Origin of the sequence: Roseibium sp. MMSF_3247 (assembly GCF_030733765.1) — a bacterium.
Taxonomy (GTDB): domain Bacteria; phylum Pseudomonadota; class Alphaproteobacteria; order Rhizobiales; family Stappiaceae; genus Roseibium.
Window position 1 is genome coordinate 18,532 of the sequence record NZ_JASHII010000003.1, and the last position, 25,515, is coordinate 44,046.

24 protein-coding genes are annotated in these 25,515 nt (G+C 55.9%); 14 read left to right on the forward strand and 10 right to left on the reverse strand.

Going from position 1 to position 25,515, the window contains the following annotated elements; translation table 11 throughout:
* Positions 1-4 precede the first annotated feature (4 nt).
* Both RBB44_RS10500 and RBB44_RS10505 read right to left on the reverse strand, forming a co-directional pair.
* Positions 5-961, reverse strand: coding sequence for an ABC transporter permease (locus tag RBB44_RS10500; RefSeq protein ID WP_306147334.1), 957 nt, complete (start codon positions 959-961; stop codon positions 5-7).
* Positions 962-1,148: 187 nt separating this feature from the next.
* Positions 1,149-2,759 carry an ABC transporter substrate-binding protein gene (locus tag RBB44_RS10505; RefSeq protein WP_306147335.1) on the reverse strand — a complete coding sequence of 537 codons (1,611 nt, stop codon included), beginning with the start codon at positions 2,757-2,759 and terminating at the stop codon, positions 1,149-1,151.
* A 418-nt stretch (positions 2,760-3,177) separates the two neighbouring features.
* On the opposite strand from RBB44_RS10505, the gene RBB44_RS10510 reads away from it, so the two are divergent.
* Entirely contained in the window at positions 3,178-4,725 is a 1,548-nt protein-coding gene (locus RBB44_RS10510; protein WP_306147336.1) for a trimethylamine methyltransferase family protein, read from the forward strand.
* Here the strand turns inward: RBB44_RS10510 and RBB44_RS10515 are convergent.
* The gene (locus RBB44_RS10515; protein WP_306147337.1) at positions 4,708-4,860 is read right to left on the reverse strand and encodes a hypothetical protein; all 153 of its coding nucleotides are present in this window, start codon (positions 4,858-4,860) and stop codon (positions 4,708-4,710) included. The genes RBB44_RS10510 and RBB44_RS10515 overlap by 18 nt on opposite strands.
* On the opposite strand from RBB44_RS10515, the gene RBB44_RS10520 reads away from it, so the two are divergent.
* From RBB44_RS10520 to RBB44_RS10530, 3 genes are read left to right on the forward strand one after another with little or no spacing between them, the layout of a single operon-like run.
* On the forward strand, positions 4,859-5,962 hold the full coding sequence (locus RBB44_RS10520) for a mandelate racemase/muconate lactonizing enzyme family protein (RefSeq protein ID WP_306147338.1): 1,104 nt from the start codon (positions 4,859-4,861) through the stop codon (positions 5,960-5,962). The two genes, RBB44_RS10515 and RBB44_RS10520, sit on opposite strands and share 2 nt — an antisense overlap.
* A gap of 15 nt (positions 5,963-5,977) precedes the next feature.
* Entirely contained in the window at positions 5,978-6,709 is a 732-nt protein-coding gene (locus RBB44_RS10525; RefSeq protein ID WP_306147339.1) for an SDR family NAD(P)-dependent oxidoreductase, read from the forward strand.
* Positions 6,706-7,440: an SDR family NAD(P)-dependent oxidoreductase gene (locus tag RBB44_RS10530; protein WP_306147340.1), complete on the forward strand. Its 735-nt coding sequence runs from the start codon at positions 6,706-6,708 to the stop codon at positions 7,438-7,440. Before RBB44_RS10525 ends, RBB44_RS10530 begins: the two co-directional genes overlap by 4 nt.
* Before the next feature lie 19 nt (positions 7,441-7,459).
* Here the strand turns inward: RBB44_RS10530 and RBB44_RS10535 are convergent, their stop codons facing one another.
* Entirely contained in the window at positions 7,460-8,311 is an 852-nt protein-coding gene (locus RBB44_RS10535) for a LysR substrate-binding domain-containing protein (RefSeq protein ID WP_306147341.1), read from the reverse strand.
* 91 nt (positions 8,312-8,402) lie between these two features.
* Between RBB44_RS10535 and RBB44_RS10540 the strand changes: the two genes are divergently transcribed.
* On the forward strand, positions 8,403-9,425 hold the full coding sequence (locus RBB44_RS10540; protein ID WP_306147342.1) for a permease: 1,023 nt from the start codon (positions 8,403-8,405) through the stop codon (positions 9,423-9,425).
* A 53-nt stretch (positions 9,426-9,478) separates the two neighbouring features.
* Here the strand turns inward: RBB44_RS10540 and RBB44_RS10545 are convergent, their stop codons facing one another.
* Genes RBB44_RS10545 through RBB44_RS10560 form a run of 4 tightly spaced genes read right to left on the reverse strand, consistent with a single transcriptional unit; the run spans position 9,479 to position 13,963 of the window.
* The gene (locus RBB44_RS10545) at positions 9,479-10,816 is read right to left on the reverse strand and encodes an FAD-binding oxidoreductase (RefSeq protein ID WP_306147343.1); all 1,338 of its coding nucleotides are present in this window, start codon (positions 10,814-10,816) and stop codon (positions 9,479-9,481) included.
* On the reverse strand, positions 10,816-12,315 hold the full coding sequence (locus RBB44_RS10550; RefSeq protein ID WP_306147344.1) for an aldehyde dehydrogenase: 1,500 nt from the start codon (positions 12,313-12,315) through the stop codon (positions 10,816-10,818). Before RBB44_RS10550 ends, RBB44_RS10545 begins: the two co-directional genes overlap by 1 nt.
* Before the next feature lie 2 nt (positions 12,316-12,317).
* The gene (locus RBB44_RS10555; RefSeq protein WP_306147345.1) at positions 12,318-13,235 is read right to left on the reverse strand and encodes a dihydrodipicolinate synthase family protein; all 918 of its coding nucleotides are present in this window, start codon (positions 13,233-13,235) and stop codon (positions 12,318-12,320) included.
* A 17-nt stretch (positions 13,236-13,252) separates the two neighbouring features.
* Entirely contained in the window at positions 13,253-13,963 is a 711-nt protein-coding gene (locus RBB44_RS10560) for a GntR family transcriptional regulator (protein ID WP_306147346.1), read from the reverse strand.
* Positions 13,964-14,092: 129 nt separating this feature from the next.
* Between RBB44_RS10560 and RBB44_RS10565 the strand changes: the two genes are divergently transcribed.
* A complete protein-coding gene (locus RBB44_RS10565) occupies positions 14,093-15,070 on the forward strand; it encodes a GlxA family transcriptional regulator (RefSeq protein ID WP_306147347.1) in 978 nt (325 codons plus the stop codon).
* Positions 15,071-15,239: 169 nt separating this feature from the next.
* On the opposite strand, the gene RBB44_RS10570 is transcribed toward RBB44_RS10565, so the two are convergent.
* Entirely contained in the window at positions 15,240-16,118 is an 879-nt protein-coding gene (locus RBB44_RS10570) for a LysR family transcriptional regulator (protein WP_306147348.1), read from the reverse strand.
* A 93-nt stretch (positions 16,119-16,211) separates the two neighbouring features.
* Between RBB44_RS10570 and RBB44_RS10575 the strand changes: the two genes are divergently transcribed.
* Positions 16,212-17,468 carry a Xaa-Pro peptidase family protein gene (locus tag RBB44_RS10575; RefSeq protein ID WP_306147349.1) on the forward strand — a complete coding sequence of 419 codons (1,257 nt, stop codon included), beginning with the start codon at positions 16,212-16,214 and terminating at the stop codon, positions 17,466-17,468.
* Positions 17,469-18,077: 609 nt separating this feature from the next.
* Here the strand turns inward: RBB44_RS10575 and RBB44_RS10580 are convergent.
* Positions 18,078-18,437: a hypothetical protein gene (locus RBB44_RS10580; protein ID WP_306147350.1), complete on the reverse strand. Its 360-nt coding sequence runs from the start codon at positions 18,435-18,437 to the stop codon at positions 18,078-18,080.
* A 975-nt stretch (positions 18,438-19,412) separates the two neighbouring features.
* Here RBB44_RS10580 and RBB44_RS10585 point away from each other — a divergent pair.
* The 7 genes from RBB44_RS10585 to RBB44_RS10615 all read left to right on the forward strand — a co-directional run bounded on the left by RBB44_RS10585 (position 19,413) and on the right by RBB44_RS10615 (position 25,514).
* Positions 19,413-19,637 (forward strand): hypothetical protein, encoded by a 225-nt coding sequence (locus RBB44_RS10585; protein ID WP_306147351.1) that lies wholly within the window; start codon positions 19,413-19,415, stop codon positions 19,635-19,637.
* A gap of 67 nt (positions 19,638-19,704) precedes the next feature.
* Complete coding sequence (locus RBB44_RS10590; protein WP_306147352.1) at positions 19,705-19,902, forward strand: hypothetical protein; 198 nt, start codon at positions 19,705-19,707, stop codon at positions 19,900-19,902.
* Positions 19,899-20,129 carry a hypothetical protein gene (locus tag RBB44_RS10595; protein ID WP_306147353.1) on the forward strand — a complete coding sequence of 77 codons (231 nt, stop codon included), beginning with the start codon at positions 19,899-19,901 and terminating at the stop codon, positions 20,127-20,129. The genes RBB44_RS10590 and RBB44_RS10595 overlap by 4 nt, the downstream gene beginning before the upstream one ends.
* Before the next feature lie 74 nt (positions 20,130-20,203).
* Positions 20,204-20,560 carry a hypothetical protein gene (locus RBB44_RS10600; RefSeq protein ID WP_306147354.1) on the forward strand — a complete coding sequence of 119 codons (357 nt, stop codon included), beginning with the start codon at positions 20,204-20,206 and terminating at the stop codon, positions 20,558-20,560.
* A 1,610-nt stretch (positions 20,561-22,170) separates the two neighbouring features.
* Positions 22,171-23,172, forward strand: coding sequence for a Gfo/Idh/MocA family protein (locus RBB44_RS10605; RefSeq protein WP_306147355.1), 1,002 nt, complete (start codon positions 22,171-22,173; stop codon positions 23,170-23,172).
* Positions 23,173-23,175: 3 nt separating this feature from the next.
* Positions 23,176-24,750, forward strand: a complete 1,575-nt coding sequence (locus RBB44_RS10610; protein ID WP_306147356.1) for an acyl CoA:acetate/3-ketoacid CoA transferase — start codon at positions 23,176-23,178, stop codon at positions 24,748-24,750.
* Positions 24,747-25,514 (forward strand): enoyl-CoA hydratase/isomerase family protein, encoded by a 768-nt coding sequence (locus RBB44_RS10615; RefSeq protein ID WP_306147357.1) that lies wholly within the window; start codon positions 24,747-24,749, stop codon positions 25,512-25,514. Before RBB44_RS10610 ends, RBB44_RS10615 begins: the two co-directional genes overlap by 4 nt.
* The last annotated feature ends 1 nt before the right edge of the window (position 25,515 follow it).

Here is a 25,515-nt window from a genome sequence, read left to right on the forward strand (position 1 = left end):
GCCCTCACTTCGGATGCCGCAAACGCGGATTGGTCAGGATTGCTCCCACATCGGCTGCCAGGTTGAGCAGGATGAAGGTTGCAGCGAAAATCAGACAGCATGCCTGAACAATGGGGAAGTCGCGTTTGGCTACCGCATCCACCAGAAGCTGGCCAATGCCGGGATAGACAAAAACGACCTCGACCAGAACCACACCGGTAATTAGGTAGGCAAGGTTGAGTGCAACGACGTTGATGATCGGCGCCCAGGCATTCGGCAAGGCGTGTTTCACGATGATTTTCCAGGGCGGGACACCCTTTAGCCGTGCCATCTCGATGTAGGGCGAAGCCAGCAGGTTGATAATTGCAGCCCGCGTCATCCGCATCATGTGCGCAGTGACTACCAGCACCAATGTCAATGCGGGCAAGAAAGTCCGATGCAACAATTCTCCGAAGGTCATGTCGGGGCTTATGCTCGCGATTGCAGGAAAATACTGTGTCTTTACCGCCAGATACAGAATCAGGATATAACCGAGAAAGAATTCGGGAGAAGAAATTGAGGTCAGCGTCGCAACGTTCGCAACCCGGTCGAACAGGGTATTGCGCAGCAAGGCAACAATCACTCCGAGAATTATGGAAATCGGCACAGCGATAACGGCTGCATAGGTCGCCAAGAAGAGCGTGTTCACAAACCTTTCGCCGATTGCCTCCCCAACGCTGACGCCGGATACCAGCGAGACACCAAAGTCGCCCGTCAAGGCGCCGCCGAGCCATTGGAAATAGCGAAAGATGGCCGGTTGATCGAGGCCAAGCTTTTCTCGAAGAGCTGCAACAGTTTCAGGCGTTGCCCCCTGACCCAAAACGGCCTGTGCGATATCGCCGGGTAGCAGCTCGACCGCGAAGAATATCAGGATTGAAACCACGAGAAGCGTGACCAAACCTAAGCCAAGTCTCTTTAGGACCAGCTGTAGGATGTCCCCCATTTGTCCCTCCAGAACACGAAGCCCGGACCTCACATCAAATGTCCGAACGGCAGTCAGGCGCCCCTTGTCCGCTTTATTTTCTCTGCTTTGGCAGAAGGCCCCGACGCGACAGCAACATGAACCGAACTGAGTTCGGGTCTATGTCATAAACGAAGCGGCGGATTTTCTCCGCCGCTTCGTATTAGGATCAGGACTCGAACCACCAGCGGCTTGCCGCCCGTGCGCCATCATTTTCCCAGCTGGCAGCCAGCTGATCCGGCGTACCCACCTTAGTGCTGTTGGCGTAAACGAAATTGTTGAAGAACGGGATGATCGTCCCGCCGTCGTCTTTCGCCAGGATTGCCATCTCGCGGTACATGTCCGCGCGCTTGGCGTCGTCCAATTCCGCTTTTGCTTGCAGCAGCAACTTGTTGAATTGCTCATTCTGCCAGAAGGATTCGTTCCAAGCGGCATCATCCTTATAAGCCAGCGTGTACATCACATCCGGTGTCGGACGAGCACCCCAGGAGACCAGACAGAACGGCTTTTTCAACCACACGTCGGAGTAATAACCGTCGTTCGGTTCGCGCACGACGTTGATGTTGATGCCCGCCGCTTTGGCTTGTTCGGCGTAAAGGACGGCCATGTCGACGGCGCCGGCATAAACACTATCCGCCGTAGACAGGTTGATAGTCAGTCCTTCTGCACCAGCTTTCTTTAGCAAAGACTTGGCCTGGTCCGGGTCATACTCGCGTTGCGGAAGGTCGTCCGGCCAATACGGCTGCGCTGGGGAGTGATGGAAATCATTGCCCTTGGTAGCCGCGCCGAAGGCGATTTTCTCGATGATCTCGTCGCGGTTCATCGACAGTTTCAACGCGTTGCGCACGTCGACATTGTCGAATGGAGCGACATTACAATGCATTGGCATTGTGATCGCGCCCGCGGACGGGATATTGTGAATTTTGATGTTCGGATTACGCTGCAACAGCCCCATCGTCTTCAGCTCGATCAGCGAGACTGCGTCCACGTCACCGGTCATAAGGGCGGTTTGGCGGGCATTCGGATCGTTCAGAACGATGATCTCGACCTTATCGAAATAAGCGCCTTCACGGTGCCAACCGTCGTGCCGGCTCAGGTTGAACTGAACGCCAAACTCACCACTATCGATCTTGTACGGACCCGTGCCATCGCCGGACTCCCAATCGATCGTACCGTCTTCATTGGCAGGGCAAATGCAAAGGTGGTAATCAGTCATCAGCCACGGGAAGTCCGCATTGCCGCCGGAAAGCGACACCACAACGGTGTAGTCACCATCCTTCTTGATGTCTGTCACACCAGCAAGCAGAGCTTTCGCTGCAGATGTCGATGCGTCACCGCGGTGGTGATTGAGCGACGCGATCACGTCGTCTGCCGTCAACTTCTTGCCACTGTGGAAGCTGGCATTTTCGGTAAGCTTAAAGGTCCACTCAGAGGCGTCCGCACTGGCTTCCCAACTGTCGGCCAGGTCTGGCCCGAGAGAGCCATCTCCCATGATCATCGTCAGGAAGCTGCGATACGTGTGCGCCATGAAGATCATCTGGCGGGTCAAGTAGGTGCCCGGATCATGGCTATCCGACGTGTTTCCGTCATGAAGACCCCAGCGGAAGGTGCCACCGCTTTTCGGTTGCGCCTTCGCCTTGGTGGACCATAGGCCCGTTGCAGTGGAGGCCGTCAGACCCGCCAGCACCGAATAACGTATAAACTCACGCTTTGTGATGCCTCCGGTGCGCGCCGCGCTTTCAAGGCGATTGATCATGTCTTGGTCTTTGGTTTTGGTCATCTGTCTCCCCATCTGGAATATTCAAAGCTGTCGACAGTTAAATTCCCATACGTAGCATCCGCAAATTTTCGAGTATCTGCGATGCTCATTTGCGACATGCAGATAACAAAACACGAACTCCACCACCTCGACTACACTTTTGGCGAAATTCAAGGTTTAAAATTTTTAATGCTAACAGCATGCCACAAAATTGTGCAGAGCAACATTACTTAAGCAAAACATGAAATTTTGACCGTACGGAAAACAATAAAGCGCTACTATTATTATCTGCTTTGAAACTACTGCCGATTCTTTTGGCTCCGAGGAACGATAATATTCCTGCAATGTCGGAAAATGCTGTTCAAGTTCGGTTTACCGCGCGTTGTCGCACCTCATCACGCGCATCCTGACGGAAAGTGAACCACCTTCGGAGATCCCAATGAGTGTCGCAACGCGCAGCCGAAGCGGTGGCCGTGCCGGCCGCCGAGCACTTCGCACCGCACCTGATCACGAAATGTTGCCGGGTCTCACCCGAAAGCTGCCTTTGTGCGAACCCTTGGATCAAGATCAGATTGAACGCCTCGACAACGCGTCCATGAGAATACTGGAAGAGGTCGGGATCATCTTCCGGGACCCCATTGCGCTTGATGACTGGCGCAACGCCGGTGCAAAGGTGGATGGAGAACGGGTTTATCTCGACCGTGGCCTGGTACGCGAGCTTATCCGCACAATCCCCTCCAGCTTCACGTATCACGCCCGCCATCCGGCAAAGAACGTTCCGCTTGGTGGCAACCGGTCAATGTTTGTACCGATGACCGGAGCCCCGTTCATTCGGGATCTCAACGACGAGCGCCGCAACCCGACGCTGGAAGATCTGGCGATGTTCCACAAGCTCAGCCACATGCTTCCTGCGATGCATTCCAGCGCGCACCACATAGTCGAACCCTATGACCATCCCATCAGCCACCGCCACTTGCGCATCACCTATTCGTCAATGAAGCATTCAGACAAGACTTTCATGGGCATGACAACAAGCCCCAAGAATGCCGAAGACGTCATGGAGATGTGCGCCCTCCTCTTCGGAGAGGATTATTTGGAAGACCACCCGGTCACAACTGGCAACTGCAACGGCAATTCTCCCCTGGTCTGGGACGAGACCATGCTCGGCGCCATGCGCGCCTTTTCAAAACGGAACCAGCCGGTACTGTGCTCCCCCTTCGTGCTCGGCGGCGCCAACACACCGGCCTCGGTGGTGCCGGCCGTTGCCCAGCTGAACGCGGAAGCCCTGAGTGCGCTCGCCTACACCCAGGTGATCCGCAAAGGCGCGCCCGCGATCTACGGCCATTATCTCTCGACAGTGTCCATGAAATCCGGCGCACCAATGGCCGGCACGCCGGAGATCAGCCTGATGAACTTCCTGATCGGTCAGCTGGCGCGCCATTACAATGTGCCCTGGCGCACCTCCGGCTCGCTCGGCGGCGCCAAGACTTTCGATGCCCAAGCGGGTTATGAGAGCGCAGCAACTTTGAGCGCCGTGATCCATGCCGGCGCCAACTACATCTGGCACGCAGCCGGTTGGAACGAAGCCGGCATGCACTGTTCCGTTGCAAAGTTTATTGTCGATGCAGAGCAATGCGCCATGGCCTATCGCATGGCCGAAGGTCCGCGCTGGGACGACTTTGACGAAGCGCTGGCAGCGGTCCGTGATGTTGGTCCGGGCGGTCACTATCTTGGTCACCCCCACACCCAGGAAAACTTCCAGCGGGCCTTCTTCATGCCAGACATGTTCGACAACAACTCGATCGAACAATGGAAGGCGGAAGGCGAAGTCGAAATCACAGAGCGTGCCCTGGCCCAGGCCCGTAGGCTCCTTTTGGAGTACCAGGAACCGAGGCTCGACGCAGCGAAGAACGAGGCTCTCTTGGACTATATTGCCCGTCGCGAACGGGAAATACCGGCCGAAGATGCCTTAAACCAAGAATTCTAATTCCTCACCAGCCGAGAGTATGCCGAGAGTATGCCGAGAGTATTCTGCGTCGAAGCGCGCAGACAGGATGTTGGACCAGCCCAAAAACGACCAGCTTTCAGCTGATCTTGCGATTTCCGTCTCAGGACGTTCCATGAAGATTTCCTCGATCGAGATTTACCGGCACGACCTGCCAGTGAAAAACGGCCCCTACAAAATGGCCAATGCCGAGGTTTGGTCGCTTCAGACAACCCTCGTCAAACTGACATCTAACACGGGTCTCAGCGGATGGGGCGAGACCTGTCCGGTCGGGCCGACCTATGCCGAAGCACACGCGCGTGGTGCGCAAGCGGCGCTTCAGCAGATGGCACCGGCACTGATCGGAGTGGAGGTGCAGCCGTTGACTGTTGTCAGAGCCATGAACGGCGCTCTCAACGGCCACAATTATGCCAAGGCAGCGATCGACATCGCGATCCATGACCTGCTCGGCAAAGACCTCGGCGTGAGCGCCGCGACACTGCTCGGCGGTGCGGTCACGGATATGGTGCCCTCCTATTACGCGCTCGGTGTCGGTGACCCGGATGAAATTGCCCGTCTTGCGCTGGAAAAGCAGAAGGAGGGCTACCAACGCCTGCAGATCAAGCTCGGCGGACGGCCAGTTGACGTGGACATCGAGAGTATCCGCAAGGTCTGGCAGAAAATCGCAGGCACCGGTATGCGCCTTGCGGTTGACGGAAATCGAGGATGGACGACACGGGATGCCCTTCGTGTGTGCCGGGAGTGCCCCGATATACCTTTTGTTCTGGAACAACCCTGTAACCGGATCGAGGACCTGGAAAAAATTCGCCCTCAGATCCAGCACGCGCTTTACATGGATGAAAGCAGCGTCGATCTCGCCACCGTCATTCGTGCCGTTGGAACCGGACTTGTCGACGGGTTCGGCATGAAGGTCACACGCATAGGCGGACTGCAGCAGATGGCTGCGTTCCGGGATATCTGCGAGGCGGCCAATTTGCCCCATACCTGCGATGACGCCTGGGGTGGCGACATCATATCGGCGGCGTGCACGCTGATCGCAGCCACTGTCAAACCGTCCCTGCTGGAAGGTGTCTGGCTGGCCGCCCCAATGATCGAGGGGAGCTACGGCTCCAACGAGGGTGTTCGAATAAGGGATGGTCACATCCGCGTTCCCGATAGCCCTGGCCTCGGTGTTGAGATTGACGAAATCCGCTTCGGCGCCCCGATGGCCGCCTGGTAAAGGGAGAAGAAACTAATGCGATTTACCGGAAAGAAAGCGCTCGTGACCGGTGCTGCCGGCGGTATGGGGCAAGTGATCACCAAAATGTTGCGTAATGAAGGCGCTTTGGTCGCAGTTGCCGATTTCAATTGCCACGGCATCCCAGCTGAGGCGGAACTTCCCGGCGACCTCTTGGATCAGGTCTATGCAGACAGTCTTCCTGGCGCTGCGGCCAAGGCGCTCGGCGGTCTTGACATCATCATCAACAACGCCGGGGTAATCACACGCGGTCCGGTTACCGAGACCAGTGACCGGGACTGGTCGCTCTCGGTCGGCGTCAATGTAGAAGCTCCTTTCCGAATCTGCCGGGCCGGCATTCCGATCCTCGCCGAGGTCGGCGGCGGCGCCATCGTCAATCTCGCCTCCTGCTGGGGCGTGCACCCGGGTCCCAATCACGCAGTCTATTGCATGACAAAGGCGGCCATTGCATCGCTGACCCAATGCATGGGCCGCGATCACGCCCATCAGGGCATAAGGATCAACGCGGTCTGCCCCAATGAAGTAGACACGCCGATGTTGCGCACCGGTTTCGAAAAACGGGGCTTCGATCCGGTAACGGCAATCAAGGACATCGGCATGACCGTGCCGCTCGGCCGGATCGCCAAGCCGGACGACATTGCAGATGTGGTGCTGTTTCTGGCCTCCGATGCGGCCCGGTACATGTGCGGCGCGCTGGTCGAGGTCAATGGCGGGAAATCGGTTGCATGACACGCTTTGAAGGCAAGACGGCGCTGGTCACCGGCGGGCGCAGCGGGATCGGTAGGGCGATTGCAACTCGACTGCGCGACGAAGGCGCCCGTGTCTTCACAGCCCAGCGCGGTGAAGACACAGAATTCGAGCACGTTTGTGCCGATTTTTCAGATAGCGCGGCACTCGCAAAAGTGATCCCAGCGGTGATAAACGCGTCAGGGCGGCTTGATGTTCTGGTCAACAATGCCGGGCTGATGCAGGAAGCCAGTGTCGAGGGCATGACACTTGAAGATTGGCAACGCAGCCTAACGGTCAATCTCACGGCCCCGTTCCTGCTTGTCAAATACGCCCTGCCCCATTTGCGCATCACCAAAGGCACGATCGTCAATGTGGGATCAATCGAAGGAGTTGGATGCAATCCTCATCATGCCGCTTATGCGGCCTCCAAAGCAGGACTGCACGGCTTGACGCGCGCCATTGCGGTTGACCATGGCCAGGACGGTATTCGCTGCAACGCCGTTGCCCCAGGCTGGATCGATACTGACCTGAATCTGGATTTCATCGCGGCCCAGACCAACCCCGAGGCCTTCAGGCGGGATATCGGCAAGATCCATCCCGTCGGCCGAACGGGCGCACCGGAAGAGGTGGCCGCGCTTGTTGCTTTCCTGGCCGCGGAAGAAAGCGGCTTCATCACCGGCCAGATCTATACCGTTGACGGCGGTCGCATGACCCGGCTCAGCCTACCTTAACGCCAAAAAAACTTCGTCCTCAGTTCTGAAACGCCGTGCGGATGGCGGATGACATGGTGACAACAAGATCCCTGTCTGCCTCTGCAGAGGTGCCGATCACCAATTGGGACGCGGGGGTCTCGCCAAAGCCGTCCTGTGTTCCAAGCGTCCGCAATTGTGGTCCGATCGAGGACTTCCCGAGCAAGCCGATGGCAATGCCAGCCTCTACGGCCGCCGTCACACCGGCAACACTCTGACTGGAAAAGACGATCCTGTACGGCCGCCCACTTTTCTCAAGTGCCGCAATCGCAGCATCCCTCCACCAGCAAGCGCGGTCGAACAGCGCAATCGGCACCACCGCCTGATTCTGCAATGACAAGTGTTTCGCGCAGACCCAGCAGGTCGGATCCACGTAAATCACCTCTTCAAAAGCTTGCGGCGTCTCAACTTCATAGACGGCGAGATCGAGTTGTCCCCTGGCAATCATCTCCGGAAACTCCGTGCTGATCGAACACGTTACGTCCAACTCCACCTGAGGATGAGATTGCACAAACGCTCCGAGGATCGCCGCAAGCCTGGTTTGGCCGTGATCATCCGGGATGGCCAGCCGCAGCCTGCCGCGCAACCCGTCCGCGGTGATTTCTCGGAGCGCCACATCCAATCGACCGGTAACCTCCCGTGCGACCGGCAAAAGCTGTTCACCGGTTTGCGACAAGGACACCCCGCGCCCCGTCCGATCAAAGACAGGACGTCCCACCACCTGTTCCAGACGCATGATCTGCAGACTGGTGGCGGATTGCGACCGGCCGATCACACGAGCGCCTTCAGTGATGCTGCCCGTTCCTGCCACCGCCAGGAATGTTCTGAGCAACTCACTGTCCAGATTATTCATCGAATTTTCCAATATCCGATATTAACGATATTCGTTTTACTGATGAATTCAGCATATCTATCCTGATCCCGTCAAGCTCAGGGGACCCGACATGGCAGATCAGACAGCCGCATCATTCTCGCGTCCAACGCGCCTGCATCTTGCCGGGATTGGTCTTTTGGTCTTTGCGATCATCACATGGCATTGGCCAGATTTCGTCTGGAATGGCGCGGTCTTCACCGTTGAGGGGCTCATTGCAGTTGCCCCACTGGTCGTGCCGGGCATCCTCCTCACAGCCTGGATCATGGCCAGCGGTGCCGACAAGATCATCAGCCGGGCCTTTGAGGGGCATATGGCACGTGCCATCTTGGCCGCCGCGGCGATCGGTGCGATCACTCCCGTATGTGGCGTGACAGTTCTGCCCTTGATGGTCGGCCTTCTCGCAGCAGGTGTGCCGCTCGCACCCGTCATGGCTTTCTGGCTGTCTTCGCCTGTCACAGATCCGGCAATGCTTGCGACAACTGCGGCCACTCTGGGCCTTGCATTTGCGATTGGAAAAACTGTTGCAGCCTTCGGGCTCGGCCTCTTCGGCGGCACCGTGACGGCATTTCTGACAGCCGGAAAATCCGGTCAGTCGGCGCTCAGAAAAAATGGTCTGGCCTCGTCCCTCAAGACAAGAACCTGCTGTGGAGCGGCCAGCTTCTCGCCTAGGGTTTGGATGAACGCAGACCGGCGCGAATCCTTCTTCCGACAGGGATTCGCCACAACCCGGCTGATCCTGATCTGCTTGATCCCGGCTTTCTTTGCCGAATTTGCCTTGAACCAGGCGCTGACACCGGGCTCTCTCGCCATATATGTCGGCGCCGACAAATGGTGGGCGATCCCCGCTGCCGTTTTTGTTGGGGCGCCAGCCTATATTGACGGCTACGCCGCCTTGCCACTCACGCGCGGTCTCATCGACAACGGCATGTCCCCAGGCGCGGCGATGGCTTTCCTCGTCTCTGGAGGCGTCGTCAGCATCTGGGGAGCGCTCGCGATCTTTCCCGTGCTCAGACTGCGTCCCTTCTTGCTCTACCTGGCGCTGGCCATCACCGGCTCCCTGCTAGCCGGTTATGCCTTCAGTTGGGTCTATTGAGGCTTGAACAGTCAACGGCTGATGGTTTTCAGAATGCTTTCGGCGTGGCGCGTCTATTCTTCAGCAGCCCGCCATTCCTTCCAGCGCAACACTAAATTAGCACCAAGTTCACGAAACGGCTGCGGCGGCAGTTTTTTGGGTAGAGCTTCCGCACCGAAATGCCGCGTGATGTCGCTCTCGATACCGAGGGCAAGTTCCGCGGCGCCCATCCCGGTCAGGGTTCCGCGTGCTGTGCCAAGACCGTTTTGAACACAGCCGGAATAGACACCGCCCTCCAGTTCCCGCATCACGGCCACACCGTTCATAGACAGGCACAGATGTCCAGCCCAGCGATACTCCATCTTCAGTCCGGCCAATTTCGGGAAGCGTCGGTCGAACTTGTCCTGCATAACTGCGGCTGCCCTGTCGACATGCGCTTGCGTCAGCCGCATATCCGGCTTCAGAACTGCACAGGTGCGAGTAACAATCCGATTGCCGCCTTGACCGGTATCGATCCGCCTCAGGGTCGTCCCCATCGGGTCGGAGGGAGTGATTCCCCATCGCGGTTGGCCACCGAGTTTCTTCATTGCATCGTCATCGAGCTCCGGTGTCATGACAGCAAATAGAAAGAGCTGCATGAGCCTGTTCCGTTCATAACCGAAACTTTCCAGATGACCATTAATTGTCAGAATGATCTTGCCGGTTGAAACCTTGCCGCCGGGCGTCGCGACGAGCCAGCCCGTGTCCTGTTTGGAGAACGAGGTCACCGGGCTTTTTTCAAAAACCGAAACACCGGCCCGTCTCAACCCGGATGCCAGACCGCGCACATAACCTGCTGGCTGTAACATCACGGTGCCGGGGGTATAGAGCCCGCCAAGATAGTGACGGCTTCCCGTCAGCTCTGTCATTTGGCGCTGGTCAAGAAGTTCATAGTCTTCGCCGAGGCTTGCAAGGTGGTGCGCATAGCTCTTGTTATGAGCGGCAGCCTTCACGCTGGCAGCACCGTTCACCTTGCCCGCCGGATCGAAATAATTCGCGTCAATCTGGTATTCGTCTACCGCTTCGCGTGCGAAATGGATAGCCTGACGGTTGATGGCTATCAGGGACTTGTCGTCGCCAGCCCCGGCATAGTCCTCTGATGTCAGTTCATGCGGCAGATCGATCATGAACCCGGAATTGCGTCCGGCAGAGCTCTCCGCAATAGGCAAGGCATCCAACACGACAACCTTCAAGCCGGCATCGATCTGCGTTAGCCGCCGCGCCGCGCTGAGCCCGGCGAAGCCTGCACCGATGATGGTGACGTCCGCAGTGAGATCCTCGGCAAGAACCTGCGGCCGCAGCGGTGCCGGCAGGATCCGGTTCCAGGCCGCCGGCCCTTGCAAACTTGGCAGGCATTTGGCGGCCCGCTGCATCAGCCGACCGCCTCGTCCTCGTCGTCAGCGAGATCCACCCAGATTGTCTTCAGCTGGGTGTACTGGTCATGGGCTGCAAGGCTGTTGTCACGGCCACCAAACCCGGACTGCTTGTAACCTCCGAAGGGCGTCGTGATATCGCCTTCTCCGAAACAGTTTACCGTGACAGTCCCTGCCCGGATGGCGCGTGCGCCGCGCAGGGCCTTCTTGGTGTTGGACGTGAAGATCGATGCGGCAAGGCCATAATCCGTGGCGTTGGCCATAGCGATCGCTTCATCAAACCCGCGCACCGTCAGGACACTCAGGACCGGACCGAAGATCTCCTCCCTGGCAAGCGCCGAAGACGCATCCACTTCCAGCACCGTCGGCTCCACATAGGCTCCGTCATAGCTTTTACCGCCCATCAGGACATCGGCATCTCTATCCAAATAGGAACAGACCTTCTGGAAATGCGCGCTTGATACAAGCGCACCGACCCGGTGCTCCGGATCAAGCGGATCGCCAAGGGTCCATTCACGGGCATGAGCCAGGATCCGCTCCATCAGCGCGTCCTTGATCTCCTCTTCGACGATCAGGCGCGAGCTCGCCGAGCAGTTTTCGCCCATGTTCCAGAAAGCGCCGTTGACCACCTGAGCTGCAACACGATCGAGATTGTCTGCATCTTTCAGGACAACGCTGGGATTCTTGCCGCCCATCTCTAGAACGACTTCCTTCAGATTGCTGTCTGCCGCGTAGTGCAGGAACCTGCGTCCCGTTTCGGTCGATCCGGTGAAGGACACCATATCAACATCCATATGTCGCCCGAGCGGCTCGCCGACCTCCGGACCGGTGCCCGGTACCACGTTGAAAACACCACGCGGTATCCCAGCTTCCATGGCAATTTCTGCAACGCGCAGCGCCGTTAGAGAGGTTTCCTCCGCCGGCTTGACGATCACCGAACAACCAGCTGCCAGTGCAGGCCCAATTTTCCAGGCCAGCATCATGAGCGGGAAGTTCCATGGCAGCACAAGACCCACCACACCAATCGGTTCACGCACGATCATCGCGATGTGGTCATCGGATGCAGGGGACACCTGATCATAGATCTTGTCGATCGCCTCCGCGTGCCATTTCAGACAATGGATTGTCTCCAGAACATCGACTGTCTCGCAGTCGAAGATGGTTTTGCCGCTGTCGAGGCTTTCCATCACCGCCAGTTCCCGCCGGTTCCGGGTGAGCAATTTGGCAAAGCGGATCAGAATGTCCTTCCGTTCACCGGGAGACAGTTTCGACCAGCGCCCGTCTTCAAATGCATCGCGCGCTTTTGAAACAGCGAAGTCGACATCTTCCGAGCTGCACGCCGCTATATCGGCCAGCGTCTCACCCGTGGCCGGGTTTACACTTGAGAATGTCTCTCCCGATTGTGCCGGCCGATAGCTGCCATCGATAAAGGCGTTGGTCGGCAAAGTGAGTTGAGCGGCCAGAGCTTTGTACTCGTCACGCGTCAGAAGATCGGTCATGGTCACGCTCCTGCCGTGATGTCATCAATGGTGGATTTCAACACGCGAACAACCTGCTCGAGTTGGCGTTTGTCGTCCTTGTTCAGCGCCTTCAGCGGGGCGCGCGGCGGTCCGGCATAAAGACCACTCATCTCAACTCCGTGCTTGACGCACTGGATGAATTTGCCGCCCTGCTCCAAGACGCGCATCAAAGGCATCATCGCCGACATGATCTTACGCCCCTTGGTGAAATCCCCTTCCACCGCACAGGCCTTGTAAAGCGCGACGTGTTCGTCAGGCAGGAAGTTTGAACCGGCACAGACCCAGCTGCGCGCGCCCCAAGCAAAAAACTCCAGCGCCTGGTCGTCCATGCCGCAGGACATCTGGATATGCGGATAGTCCCGGGCGAGCAAATGCACCCTGTTGATGTCACCAGAACTTTCCTTGATGGCGCAGACATTGCGGGACCGGCCAACCCGGTCAAGGAATTCCTCGCCCATGTTGACGCCCATCCGGCCCGGATAATTATAAAGCATGATCGGTAGATCCGCCGCCCGGTCGATAGTCAGGACATTAAGCGCATTTTCCCGCTCCGTCGGCACCGCATAAGGCGGCGTGGCAACCAGAATTGCCTCGGCATCCATCTTTGCCGCACCTTCAGCCAAAGCGATTGAGTCCGGCGTGCGCATCGTGCCCGTTCCGACGATCAGCGGCAGACGTCCGGCCAGTTTGTCCTTTGTGAACTGCGCAAGTTCCAGACGCTCTTCCACCGTCTGAGTATAGTTCTCGCCAGTTGAACCACCCGAAATCACGCCGTGAACGCCGCTGGCAACCAGGTGATCGATCACCTTCTCCAGCGCATCCCAGACGACATTGCCGTCCGTATCATAGGGCGTAACGGCAGGCGTATAGATACCCTCAAAGGTTAGTCTTGGTGTCATCCAGATGGTCTCCGGCTTCAGGCGGATTTGAGTTTGGGAGGCTGGCCGAGTGGGGCTTCCAGCCCGGGCGGCATGACAAAGAGTTCGATCTGGTCGCGCGACAATGCCCAGTGCTCAAGCGCCAGTTCGGCGGCGCGGTGTTCATCGCCGTCCTCTATGGCAGCGATCATTTCGTCATGTTGCGCGCTGGCCAGTTTGAGCCGCTCGTCCTTCGCACCGCGGGTCTGACGAAAGAACGTCATGCCGATACGGGTGTGATCGATCAGCAGCCGGTCTAGGCTCGCCATAAGGTAGCTGTTGCCGGCCATCTTCCCTGTGATGCGGTGAAAACGATCGTTGGTCAAAGCACGCGCAGTGACATCGCCTGTGTCCATTGCCTGACGGAATGCATCCTGTGCAGCCTTCAGTTCGTCAATTTGCACCGGTGTAGCGTTCTGTGCGGCCAGACGCAGGATGGCGCTGTAAATCAATGGCGCAGCAAGGAAAAAGTCGCGCAGCGTGAAATGGGTCATGTCGGAGACCCGGGCGCCGCGGTTGAGCTGCAACGTGACATAGCCGTCGCCGGACAGTTGCTGCAGCACTTCCCTCAAGGGGGTTCGGGACAGGCCGTATAGTTCGCACAATTCCGTTTCCTCCAGCGCACTGCCGGGCTTGCGTTCCAATGTCAGGATCGCTCGCTTCAGATCTTCATAGGCAACGGTCTTGGCCGTTCCACGCTGAGGAGGCATCACACCGCTCCGTTTCGATTTTGGTTGACCGATTTGTATACAATGTGAATACAATGACAACACATAAATCATACAATGATGCCCGGTACTCGAAACGGGCCAAGGCGACAGGCTCCGGAGAAAAGCGACATGCCCAGAACGCGCGACGTCACCTTCCTGCTTATCGACGATTTTTCGCATATCGCTTTTGCCTGCGCCGTCGAACCGCTGCGCATCGCCAACCTGCTTCAGGGTCAGGAGATTTACCGCTGGCGGCTTGCATCAGTTGATGGTGAGCGCGCCGTTTGTTCAAACAAGACGGTCACCCTTGTCGATCAGGGCCTAACGGATTTGCCGCCGCGCAGCAGCCTGTTTCTGATTTCTGGCCAGAATGTCGGCGACAAAGCGACCTCGGACGTGCTCGCCTTCCTGCGCCGCGAACGGGCACGCGGCACCCAGATCGGCGCCATCTGTTCCGGGGCTCATGTGCTGGCAAGCGCCGGATTTCTGAACAACCGCCGGGCGGCCATCCACTGGTCTTTCCACGACAGCTTTCAGGAGAATTTTCCGGAGGTTGAACTGTGCCGCAACGTCTTCGTCGCCGACGAAACGTTCGTGACGGCCTCGGGTGGTACGGCAGCGACCGATCTGATGCTACATCTGATTGGCGAGACACACGGTGAGGACCTTGCTGCAGCGATTGCCGACATGATGGTATATTCCGGCGTTCGCCCCGCTGATGCGGCCCAGCAGATATCCCTTCAGGCCCGCCACGGCATTCGCAATCCGCATATCGCCGAAGCCATCCGGCTGCTCAATGAGAGCGCGCCCTACTACCTTCCAACGTCAGAGATCGCCCGTACCATAGGCATATCTACGCGGCAACTGGAGCGCCTGTTTCAGAAGCACCTGAAGATGTCGCCAAAACAGTTTGCCATAAACCAGAAGCTGACTAGAGCGCGGAACCTGCTGCTGCAGACGGAGCAGTCGATCTCCGAAATCGCACTGGCGTGCGGCTACGAGTCTCCTTCGCACTTCATCCGCACCTATCAGAATCGCTTCGGCGTCACCCCGCACAACCAGCGGGTCTTCGCTACGACACCCCAAACTGTGTATCAAATCGCCTGACCAGTCCAGCAGGTCCGGCCTGGCAACTTCACCCACCCACCGCGGTGGATGCGGGATTGGCAACTTTTGTCGAGTTTAGGTTAGACGGGGCTAACAACGAACATTCCCTGCGATAAAATCGAATTTCTGCTCGGCAAACAAAGTGCCGACAAACTCAATTGCACAAAGATCAGCTTAGACCGAGATGTTTGGCGAGGTTATAAACTTCCGGCCGCACCGCTTTCGCTGCCTGCCAAACCAGAAAGTACCCCTTGCCGGTTTTCAGCGGCTTATCGACCAGCCTCACAAGCCGCCCGGATGCCAAGTCTGCTTGCAAGAGCGAACAGCTTGCCAAAGCGATGCCCTCGCCCTCTAAGGCCAAACCGATGGAATGACTGTAACTCTGGCACAATGTTTTGGTCAGACCGTGAAAAACGCTTTGATGTTCCCGCTGTTGCCATACGTCCCAGTTGATCCAGTCCGGTGCATGTCTCTTATAGTCCAGCAGCCTCGAATTTTGGTGGGCGTTGGCAAAGCGTTCGGCCTCAGCGGGAGAGGCAACAGGGGCCAGTTCCTCGTCCATCAGCAAATGCCCTTCCCACCCCTCGGGAACCTTGTCGGCGTAGATAATGGCAAGGTCATTGCTGGCTGAAAGCACGTCGCGGGGATCATCCTTAACGACCGTTTCGACAGGACAGGATGAAGAGCTGAGCGCAAAAGACCGAAGGCGCTCGAACAGCCAAAAGACTGACACGGCTGAATTGGCTGCGATGCGGACGGAAGACGCCGCTGGCGACCTGACCTGATCAAGCGCGCCTTGAAGATAGTCCAGCGCCATGGCCACGGGATCGGCCAGTTGTGCCCCGGCCTGCGTTGGTTTGAGGCTCCGCGCGCCGCGCTCAAATAAATCCGCACCCAGCCAGTTTTCGAGTTGCTTCACACGCTTGCTGACCGCGGCTTGCGACACATAAAGCTCAGACGCTGCAGCGCTGAAGCTGCCGGCGCGCAGCGCCGTTTCAAAGAACACAAGCGTGTCGAGCGGCGGAAGCGATTTTCGTCGGCTATCCATTCCCATTGGTTATAGCTATGCCTGAGAATTTTCAATATACACTGCGTGCCGATGTCGAATTAGTTTTGGCTCAAACTCATTGGGCGAAACGACATGGCGAATTTCGACTGGCATGCAGAGCGAAGCGATCTGGATGGAATCGCATTGCTTGATCGCGCACCGAAGGGTGCAGGGATCGATCTGGAATCCGTCAGACTTTACCGCCTTGGCCGGGTGCGCGAGCAAATGGCTCAATTTGGCGTCGACGCCGTCATCCTGTCGGACCCCATCAACATCCGCTACGCCACGGGTGCACGGAACATGCAGGTGTTTTGTCAACGCAATGCACCGTCGCGCTACCTGCTGCTAACCGCCGCGAGATCTCTCCTTTTCGAGTTTACCGGATGCCTGCATCTTGGGCAGGGCTTGGAAACAATTGACGAAGTGCGCCCCGCCAAGACCGCCAGCTTTGTCGCGGCCGGTCCCGGCATTCAGGCCCGGGAAAAGGCCTGGGCAGTTGAAATGGCGGACCTGATCAAGGAGCTTGCCGGGAAAGGAGCAACCGTCGGGCTGGAGCGGCTGAATGCCGGAACCGCGATTGCACTTAAGGACTGCGGTCTGCGCATCGTTGATGCCCAACAGCCGGTAGAAATGGCGCGTTCGGTCAAGTCCAGCGAAGAAATGAAATGCGTGAATGCCTCATTACGGGCGACCGAGACCGGCGTGGCCAGGTTGCGGGATGCAATCCGCCCCGGAATGACAGAAAATGAATTGTGGTCCGTCTTGCATCAATCGGTGATCGCGCAGAATGCGGATTATTGCGAAACACGGCTTCTTAACGCAGGCGCCCGGACGAACCCGTGGTTTCAGGAAACTTCCAGCAATGTCATTGGTAAAAACGAGTTGATTGCACTCGATACTGATGTGGTCGGTTGTCACGGTTACTATTCCGATTTCTCGCGCACATTCCATTCTGGACCGGGAAAACCGACGGAGGCGCAACGCGAGCTCTACAAGGTTGCGTACGAGCAGGTCCAAAGCAACATGGACATTCTCCATGCGGGCATGAGTTTTCGGGACTATGCGGAGCGTGCGTGGGATATCCCGGAAAAATTCTACGACAACCGCTATTACCTCTCGGCCCATGGCTGCGGCATGACGGGCGAATACCCTTATCTGTATCACAAGGGGGATTTTCCCGATGCTGGATATGACGGAGAGATCGTCGCCGGGATGACGATCTGTGTTGAAAGCTATATCGGCGCCGCTGGAGGCTGCGAAGGTGTCAAACTTGAGCAACAGGTTCTGGTGACAGAAAAGGGCATTGAGCTGCTGTCCCGCTTTCCCTTCGAAGAAGAACTGCTGCGGTAAATTCTCTTATAAATGTTTCTGTATTTTCGCGAAGTTCTGCGCCATTGTTCAAAATTGGCGCAGCCCTCCAATGAAATCGGCGATTTTCCTTGGAATAACCGTTTACCCAATGACAATGAACCTGATGCCGAGTTCAACACGATCATAAAGATTGATGATGTCCTGGTGCCACATGCTGATTCAGCCGCTTAAATGATTGGTACCGATGTTCCGTGGCTGATTGGTACTGTGGAGGCGGCTATAGGCCCACAAAGATTGAACAAGCATATTCACATCGACAAAATGGTTTTCCGCTATACGCTGTTGTGAAGCGAGCCATAGAGAGTATTGGTGTTCTTGCTGCCGATCCCGGGGTGATCTCTACACGTCTAATGCAGATGAATCTGATAAGTGGCGTTGTGAAAGGATGACTAGCCCCCGTCTGAAGCAAAAGCCAAGGCTTACCTTTCATAACAGAGAACGACGACAACTCAGTTCCTAGATACGCAAAAGCATCACCAATCGGAACATCTGTCCCCGATTTAGGCAAAAGAAATACATTCCCTGCACCGCAGGAAAGCCGCCTCAAACACACCACATGAGGCAGTTCCTCCGCCAAACCTTACGGCTTTACGAGCAAATGCTCCCATTCGCCATGGATGGGTCAAAGCGCATTTCGACCGCCGCGAAGGCGATCACCAGATACTTCCCTCCCGTCTGCACATAGCCCGCATAAAAGAACCTCAGGCCCGTGTAAGCGCCGCATCGGTTCTTCGTGATCACCCAGCCGCAGATCTTTCCAGCCATACCGCCCTCGAATTCGTTGACCACGTCGAATGTGAACACGGCTGAATACGGATCTACGAGCGTCTCAGCCGCTTTCGTGCGCGCAGCCTGCTCAAGTGCGGGATCTACTTCGGCCGCATGTGGGCTCGATATAGCCAGTATCGCAGCAGCTGTGAGAGCCATTGTCAGGGTTCTGATTTTCATCGCAATGACAGCTCACCTAAGTTCATGAAAAATATCCAATAGCGGAAACAAACGAAAAACGACCTCAAAACACACAAGAAAATACTCTCAATATCTCGATTTATACTAAGAATTTTTTCAACAAAACGGAAATTCGCGACTCGAAAATAAGCAAGTTGAGTCAGTTGCTGCTGACTATATATAAAGTTGCTTATTTTTATTTTTACTCTACATAAGCTGATCTGTAAAACCCACGTTCTCAGGTTATCGAATGACCTGAGATTGGAATATCCGACCGCCTGAAGGGGCATAACAATAGTAAGAGTTTGGTAGCTCTGTCTCCCCGGAGAACGAAATGGTCTATTCTTTAGACAGGAGTAAAACCATGAAACAAATCACTCTGATCAGCGAAAAACTACAGAGCGATTACCTACAACAAGCACACTATTTAGCAATATACAAAAGCATGAAAATGGAAATTGACATTTATATAAATCGAGAAATTAAGGATTACTTGAGCGAATACGCAAAAAAACAGGAGAAGTGTTTGAGTATGAAAAAATAGTTGCAATGGAGTGTGTTATTGCCGCATCTGCAAACTTTTTTGATGAATTGCACACGGACCAATGCATATGGACTGAATTAGAAAAATTCATTATCGCACAGACTTCTTGGAGTAAAAATTTCCTTAGACTCCTCATACATGTCGAGAATGCATATCATATAACCCTTAATTTACTTGATGAATACGCCGAATTATGGGAAGAGAAATTGATTGAGATCGTAATAAACGCTGAATGCAAACCCAAAATAACTTCAAAAATTCAAGGTGAATTGTATCAAAAATCAGCCTGCGATCATCATCGTTCGATGGCTTACGATTACTTTAATACTCAGAGTAATTATCAAAATCGCGAAATCTCCCCCGCATAACGTTCATAGTCTGACGTAAACTTACCCCACCAAAAAAACTCATCAATCCCTCAGGAGGTTCGCATGAACAGCCAACGGACACGTGCGTCCAAATTCTCGACAGAGATCCACGAGATCGTCGAAAACACCGCACGCATGCTCTCCATGCCGTCCAGCGACCTCACTGAGTGTTTGACCAACGAAACTGCTGATGAGGTCGCGCAATTCTCGAACTGGCTCAGGCGCTCCAATTTCTCTGATGCCCTGCTGGCAGAGATCCGCAACGACCTCATCCGCCGCCCCCCCTAAACGGCTTTGTGAGACCCAAGCCCGCTTCGGCGTTTTGCTCGCAGCCTAATCTTGAAAGGAAATCCAGATGTACCCTCAGGAACTGCTTCGGCTCCTCTATGCGCCCGCTCTCGATCACACCTCTTGGACCTTAAGCATCGCTGCAAGCGCGCTGCAGCGCCTCCGCACAGCCACCAAGAAGCAATGCCGCACCACATCGCGGTGTTCAGACGAAGATCCTCAACCCGCCAACGAAAACCCGCAGAAAAAGAAAGACGCTGCATGACCAAGGACCTGAAGCATTTCAGGAACTGCCAGTCTCTTGACATCCTTGAGCTGCTCCAAGAGCTGAAAGAGACCATCGAAGCTGAGCCAGACGCGGCTTCTTTTTCGGGGCGCTTGAAGAACGAGTTCACTGCTTGTCACCTGGTGCTGAACGAGCGCTTTGCAGCTGCTGAGAAGGGAGTGCCGGCACCGGCATTTCGTCCACAACCTGCCCGCAGCAAAGCGTAATCTCTGCGGCGATCTTTGGCGCGGAGTTTGACTTTGACGCCGCGGACAGGTTTGCGCGCTCAAAAGGCAAAACCTTGAAGAAGCTCGAGCTGATCGAACTTCACGACACATTCGGACCTGAACATTGCCGTCTTGGGAACGTTACCTTGCTCCACGACGCTGATCGATCATCCCAAAGGGTATTTCATCGTGCCAGGGCGCGTTACAAAATCGACCTCCAGAACCGTTCCCTTAAAGCCGGGGTAGACAAGCGAGAATGGGCGGACCTTTTGGCGATCGGCACCATGCTCAAGCATTTGGACATTCAGATCGACGGGAACACGCTCAAGCAGATGGCCCGCCTCATCGGACGGCATATCAGCGACCGACCATTCCGGCACAAGGAGAAGTATGTGAGCGCACGCAAAAAGCTTGGTCTGGACGTTGAATGATTGCCCATTGCAAGCCGAACTAGCGCAGGTCAGAAACAGAGAACCGGCAGAACAGAAACAGGGCAAGAATACCGGAACAGTTTGGATTTCCTTGGTTTTTGCCCCGACTTCCTGCCTTAGACAATAGAATGGAAGAACAATAAAAACATATTAGGGAGCGCCCTTCGGGCGCGGTGCTGCGCACAGCCGTCGCCTTCGGCTCCGGCATTGTGCTCGCACCCGGTGTATAAAATCTTCGAGCCGGAAGAGATTGAAAAAAAACATATCAAAAACATCCCGGCATCGGACTTGGTCTGGCTTAAACAAGAAAATCAGAATGAAAGGCACCGGCTCGCGCCTGCGGCGCTCTCCGCTCCCTTCCTTCCGGCTTAGCGAAGCGTAAGGTTTTCTCCTCCGGAAAGAAGAACAGAAGACTGTTCCAGCTCGATGGGCCGTTCCGGCCCGACGAGCGCTCTTTGACATCGTGAAACGTCGGCAGCTTCTTCCTTCCGGGTCTTGGCACCAAGTCTTGACACAAAACCAAGATGGCGGGTGTTTCCGCACTCCCTCCCCTCCCCGGCTAACAATCACCTCTTCCAAACACACCAGACATGTCCGAGAATCGATTTTAAGAGTCACTGGCAAGCGCCGCGCACTCTCATCGATAAATCACACACGCCAAACAGAACGCGCGCCATGGAACTTCCCTGTCGATCTGCCGTTTCGAAAACTATCGGTCCGGACGCAGATCTATTTCGGGGCAAGGGCCAGCAAGGTGTTTCGCGATCGAACATGAGATTATGATCAGACTGATTAAGCAAATGAATGACAGCCGATCAGAGGGTCAAGTTGCTATCGTTTTGATAGCTGAAACTATCCGACCGGACCTCGCCACGAAGCAGTTTCAACGGCGCGGCTTAAAATTGGCGCTTGATCGAACTTGGTGATCAGCAGAAAAGCGCGGGTTCACTTTTGCAGTTGAGCGAAAAAGCTCAGATCCTGTTGACTTAACTGACGGAAAAATACAACCAAGCTGGCCAATCGGTGAGCAGCGGATCAAAGGATCGCACGGGTTTGCCGGTCGGAAATTTGAAACAAGTTCACGCTGAAACGGGCGTTGTGAACTTTTGTGAACCACCTTTGAACCAAATGTTCCGGGAATTGGGGCGGATCTGCTGGTGAGCCCAAAAGGCATCCCCAAAGCGTCATCGCGGCTTCTCTAGGACTTCGCTTTTGACGCGTGTCAGTTATCGCAGTTCAATAAAATCCAGCTTTTGAGTGATGGTCCGCTAATTGCCAAGGCGGGCGCACCCAAAACTCAGATTTATAGCCCGACCTTCAAACGGCTTTCTTAGACAGCTTGCCAAATCGCAGGAGGTCAGACTTTGAGGCCTTCAAATCCCAAGACGAACCACAAGTTAAAGCAAAAAACCGAGCAAAGCGCTCATTGCCAAAGTTAACGATCAAAATGCGACCTGACGACCGGAAACTGTCTCATAACATTGGACGGGGCTGCTGTCTCATCACGCCCGGATTTGCTTTTGCGAAAAATGGCTTGACAAATTGGAACGTTCCAGTTTTGATGCCATAAAATTGGAACGTTCCAAATAATCGTCTCTTAGGAGGAATTCATGCGGTGGGGACTGATAGGCGCGAGCCGTATTGCGTCCAGTTTTGTCATCGATGCCATCCGCGTTCAGGACGGGGCGGACATTCAGTCTGTCCTTAGTTCAGATGTTGAGCGGGGCAAGGTGTTTGCCAGTGAACATCAGATCCCGGACAGCTACACAGACCTTGACGCTCTGCTGGCCGACGAGAGTGTGGATGCGGTCTACATTTCAACGACCAACGAAAAACACCACGCTCAAGCACTGGCCGCGATAGCAGCTGGCAAACACGTGCTCTGTGAAAAGCCGCTTGCAATGACACTTGCCGAGGCCGTCGAGATGGTAAAGGCAGCCGCAGAAAAAGGCGTGACGTTTGCGACCAATCACCATTTGCGCAATGCGGGGTCTCACCTTGCGATCCGAGATCTCATTGTTTCTGGACGGATCGGCAAAGTCTTAAGTTCAAGGGTGTTCCACGCTGTGAACTTGCCGGAGCATCTGCGTGGGTGGCGGATCAACGACGCTTCCGCCGGTGGCGGTGTCATACCTGACATTACAGTCCACGATGCAGACACGGTCCGCTTTCATCTCTCGGAAGATCCGGTGGATGTCGTTGCAAAATCCGGAACGTCTGGCATGGGCGAAGGTGTTGAGGACAGCGTGATGTCGGTCTGGTCCATGCCTTCAGGCGCGATGGTTCAGACCCACGAGAGTTTTACGCACGGATTCGCCGGGACAGGAATTGAATTTCACGGGACAGAAGGGTCGATCTTCGCCCGAAACGTCATGACCCAACAGCCGATCGGCGCGATCAAGTTGGTGACAGCGGATGGTGAGGCCGAAGTCCCGTTCGAGACACATAACCTCTACCACCGCGCCCTCGGTCTTTTTGTTGCTGCTGTGGCGGGCAATGGAAAGCCGTCTGCAGATGGTGTTGATGGGGTGAAATCCCTAGCTGTTGCGCTTGCGGTTCGCACAGCGGCGCAAACGGGTGAAACGACCCGTGTCGATTACGGAGGGTTCTAAGCGATGACCTCCAAACTCGTTTCCATGGACGAAGCTGCTGGCCGCATTCAGGACGGCGCAATCATAACGGTTTCCTCGTCTTCGGGTCTTGGTTGTCCTGACAAGATCCTGGAAGCCATTGGGGAGCGCTTCGAAAAGGAAGGTCACCCGCGGAACCTGACCACGATCCACCCGATTGCGGCAGGCGATATGTACGGTATCAAGGGAATTGATCACATCGCAAAGGATGGTCTGCTCTCCACCATCATCGCCGGATCCTATCCCTCCGGTCCATCTTCCCTGCCCATGCCGGACATATGGCAGATGCTCGTCGACAACCGGGTCGCTGCCTACAATGTCCCGTCCGGGATCCTGTTTGACATGCACCGCGACGTGGCAGCACGCCGTCCGGGTGTCATGACAAAAGTAGGCCTGGACACCTTTGTCGATCCGATCCGGCAAGGTTGTGCCATGAACGATGTTGCAGCCGGCAAGCCGATCGTCTCCCGGATCGAACTCGGCGGTGAAACGTGGCTGCACTTCCCAAACATCATTCCAGACGTTGCGATTATTCGGGCAACGACGGCCGATGAACGCGGCAACCTGACATATGAACATGAAGGTGCGTATCTTGGAGGCCTGGAGCAGGCAATTGCGGTGCGCAACCATGGCGGTTTGGTGATCGCACAGGTCAAGCGGATCACCGCGTCCGGATCGCTGCGCCCGCATGACGTTCGAGTACCCGGTCATTTGGTTGATCTGATCGTTGTCGATCCAGATCAGCGTCAAACCACGGAAACCGACTACGATCCGGCGATCTCCGGAGAAATCATGCGCCCGTGGTCGAGTTTCTCCCTGGCTGAACAAGGGATCGAAAAAGTCGTGGCCCGGCGCGCGGCCATGGAGCTGAACAAAGGCCAGACCGCCAATCTCGGGTTTGGCGTTTCCGCGATGGTGCCCCGTGTCTTGTTGGAAGCTGGGCAGGAACAGGCCGTCACATGGGCGATTGAACAAGGCGCCACAGGCGGAATGCCGCTCACCGGGTTTGCGTTTGGCTGCGCTTCAAACGCGGATGCTTATATGCCGTCGCCGCAGCAGTTCACCTATTTCCAGGGCGGTGGATTTGATGTCTCGTTCCTGTCTTTTCTGGAGATCGATCTCGATGGCAATGTCAACGTCTCCAAGCTCGGCAAAAAGCCTTACCTGACAGCTGGATGCGGTGGCTTTGTGGATATCACGGCCAATGCAAGAAAGATCGTGTTTTCCGGTTTGTTTGAGGCCGGGGCGGACCTCGAGCTGACCGATGATGCGCTGACCGTCAGGGCGCCCGGCAAGTTCACCAAGATGGTGGATGAAGTTGAGCATGTTACCTTTTCCGGCCGCCGCGCCCGCGAGCTCGGTCAGGACGTCCTCTATGTGACAGAACGTTGTGTGATCCAGCTAACGGACAGCGGGCTGATGGCAACAGAAGTCATGCCCGGCATCGATGCCCAGCGAGATATCGTCGATGCGTCCAAGGGGCGGGTTCGTCTCGCGAACACGCTGACGGAAATGCCGAAGACGCTTCTTCGCCAGGAAGCCATGGAGCTGCATCTGTGAGCGGGTTGCATCTCATAAGGCACGGCACGATCGCCGAGTTGCGCCTGGACAATCCGGCAAAGCTCAATGCCTTTACGGTTGAAATGCTCGAAGCTGTTGAGCCTGCTTGCGCGGAAGTGGAGCGGGACCACGCGCTCCGCGCACTTGTGATCACTGCGGAAGATAGCAAGGCCTTTTGTGCCGGCGCGGACATCATGGCCTGGTCGCAACTGGAGCCCTGGGAATTTGCCCGCAACTGGGTGCGCTATGGCCACCGGATTTTTGACCGGGTTGCCGGCCTTTCCAAGCCGACGATTGCGGCCCTGAATGGTCACGCATTTGGTGGTGGCCTTGAGTTCGCCGCGACGGCTGACATCCGGGTCATGGCACCAAGCGCAACGCTGGCGCTGCCGGAAGCTGCCGTTGGAATTGTTCCCGGATGGTCAGGGACACAGCGGATGATCCGGCTCCTTGGAGAGCCTCTTGTAAAGGAAATGGCTCTCTTCGGCCGCCGAATTTCGGCTGAACGTGCCTTTGCTGCCGGATTCGCAGCCGAGATTTCTGAAGATCCAAAACAGAAAGCCTTCGAAATTGCCGAGGCCTTGTCGGCCAAATCACCGTGCTCCATCGAGGTTGCCAAATACATGATCCATGCGGCGGTCGGTGAAGACCGCGACGCCATGATTGAAGCTCTGGGTGCTGGCATGATGGGCCCGACAGCTGACCGCACAGAGGGCGTGACGGCCTTTCGCGAAAAACGCAAACCAAATTTTCCTGGAATTTGAC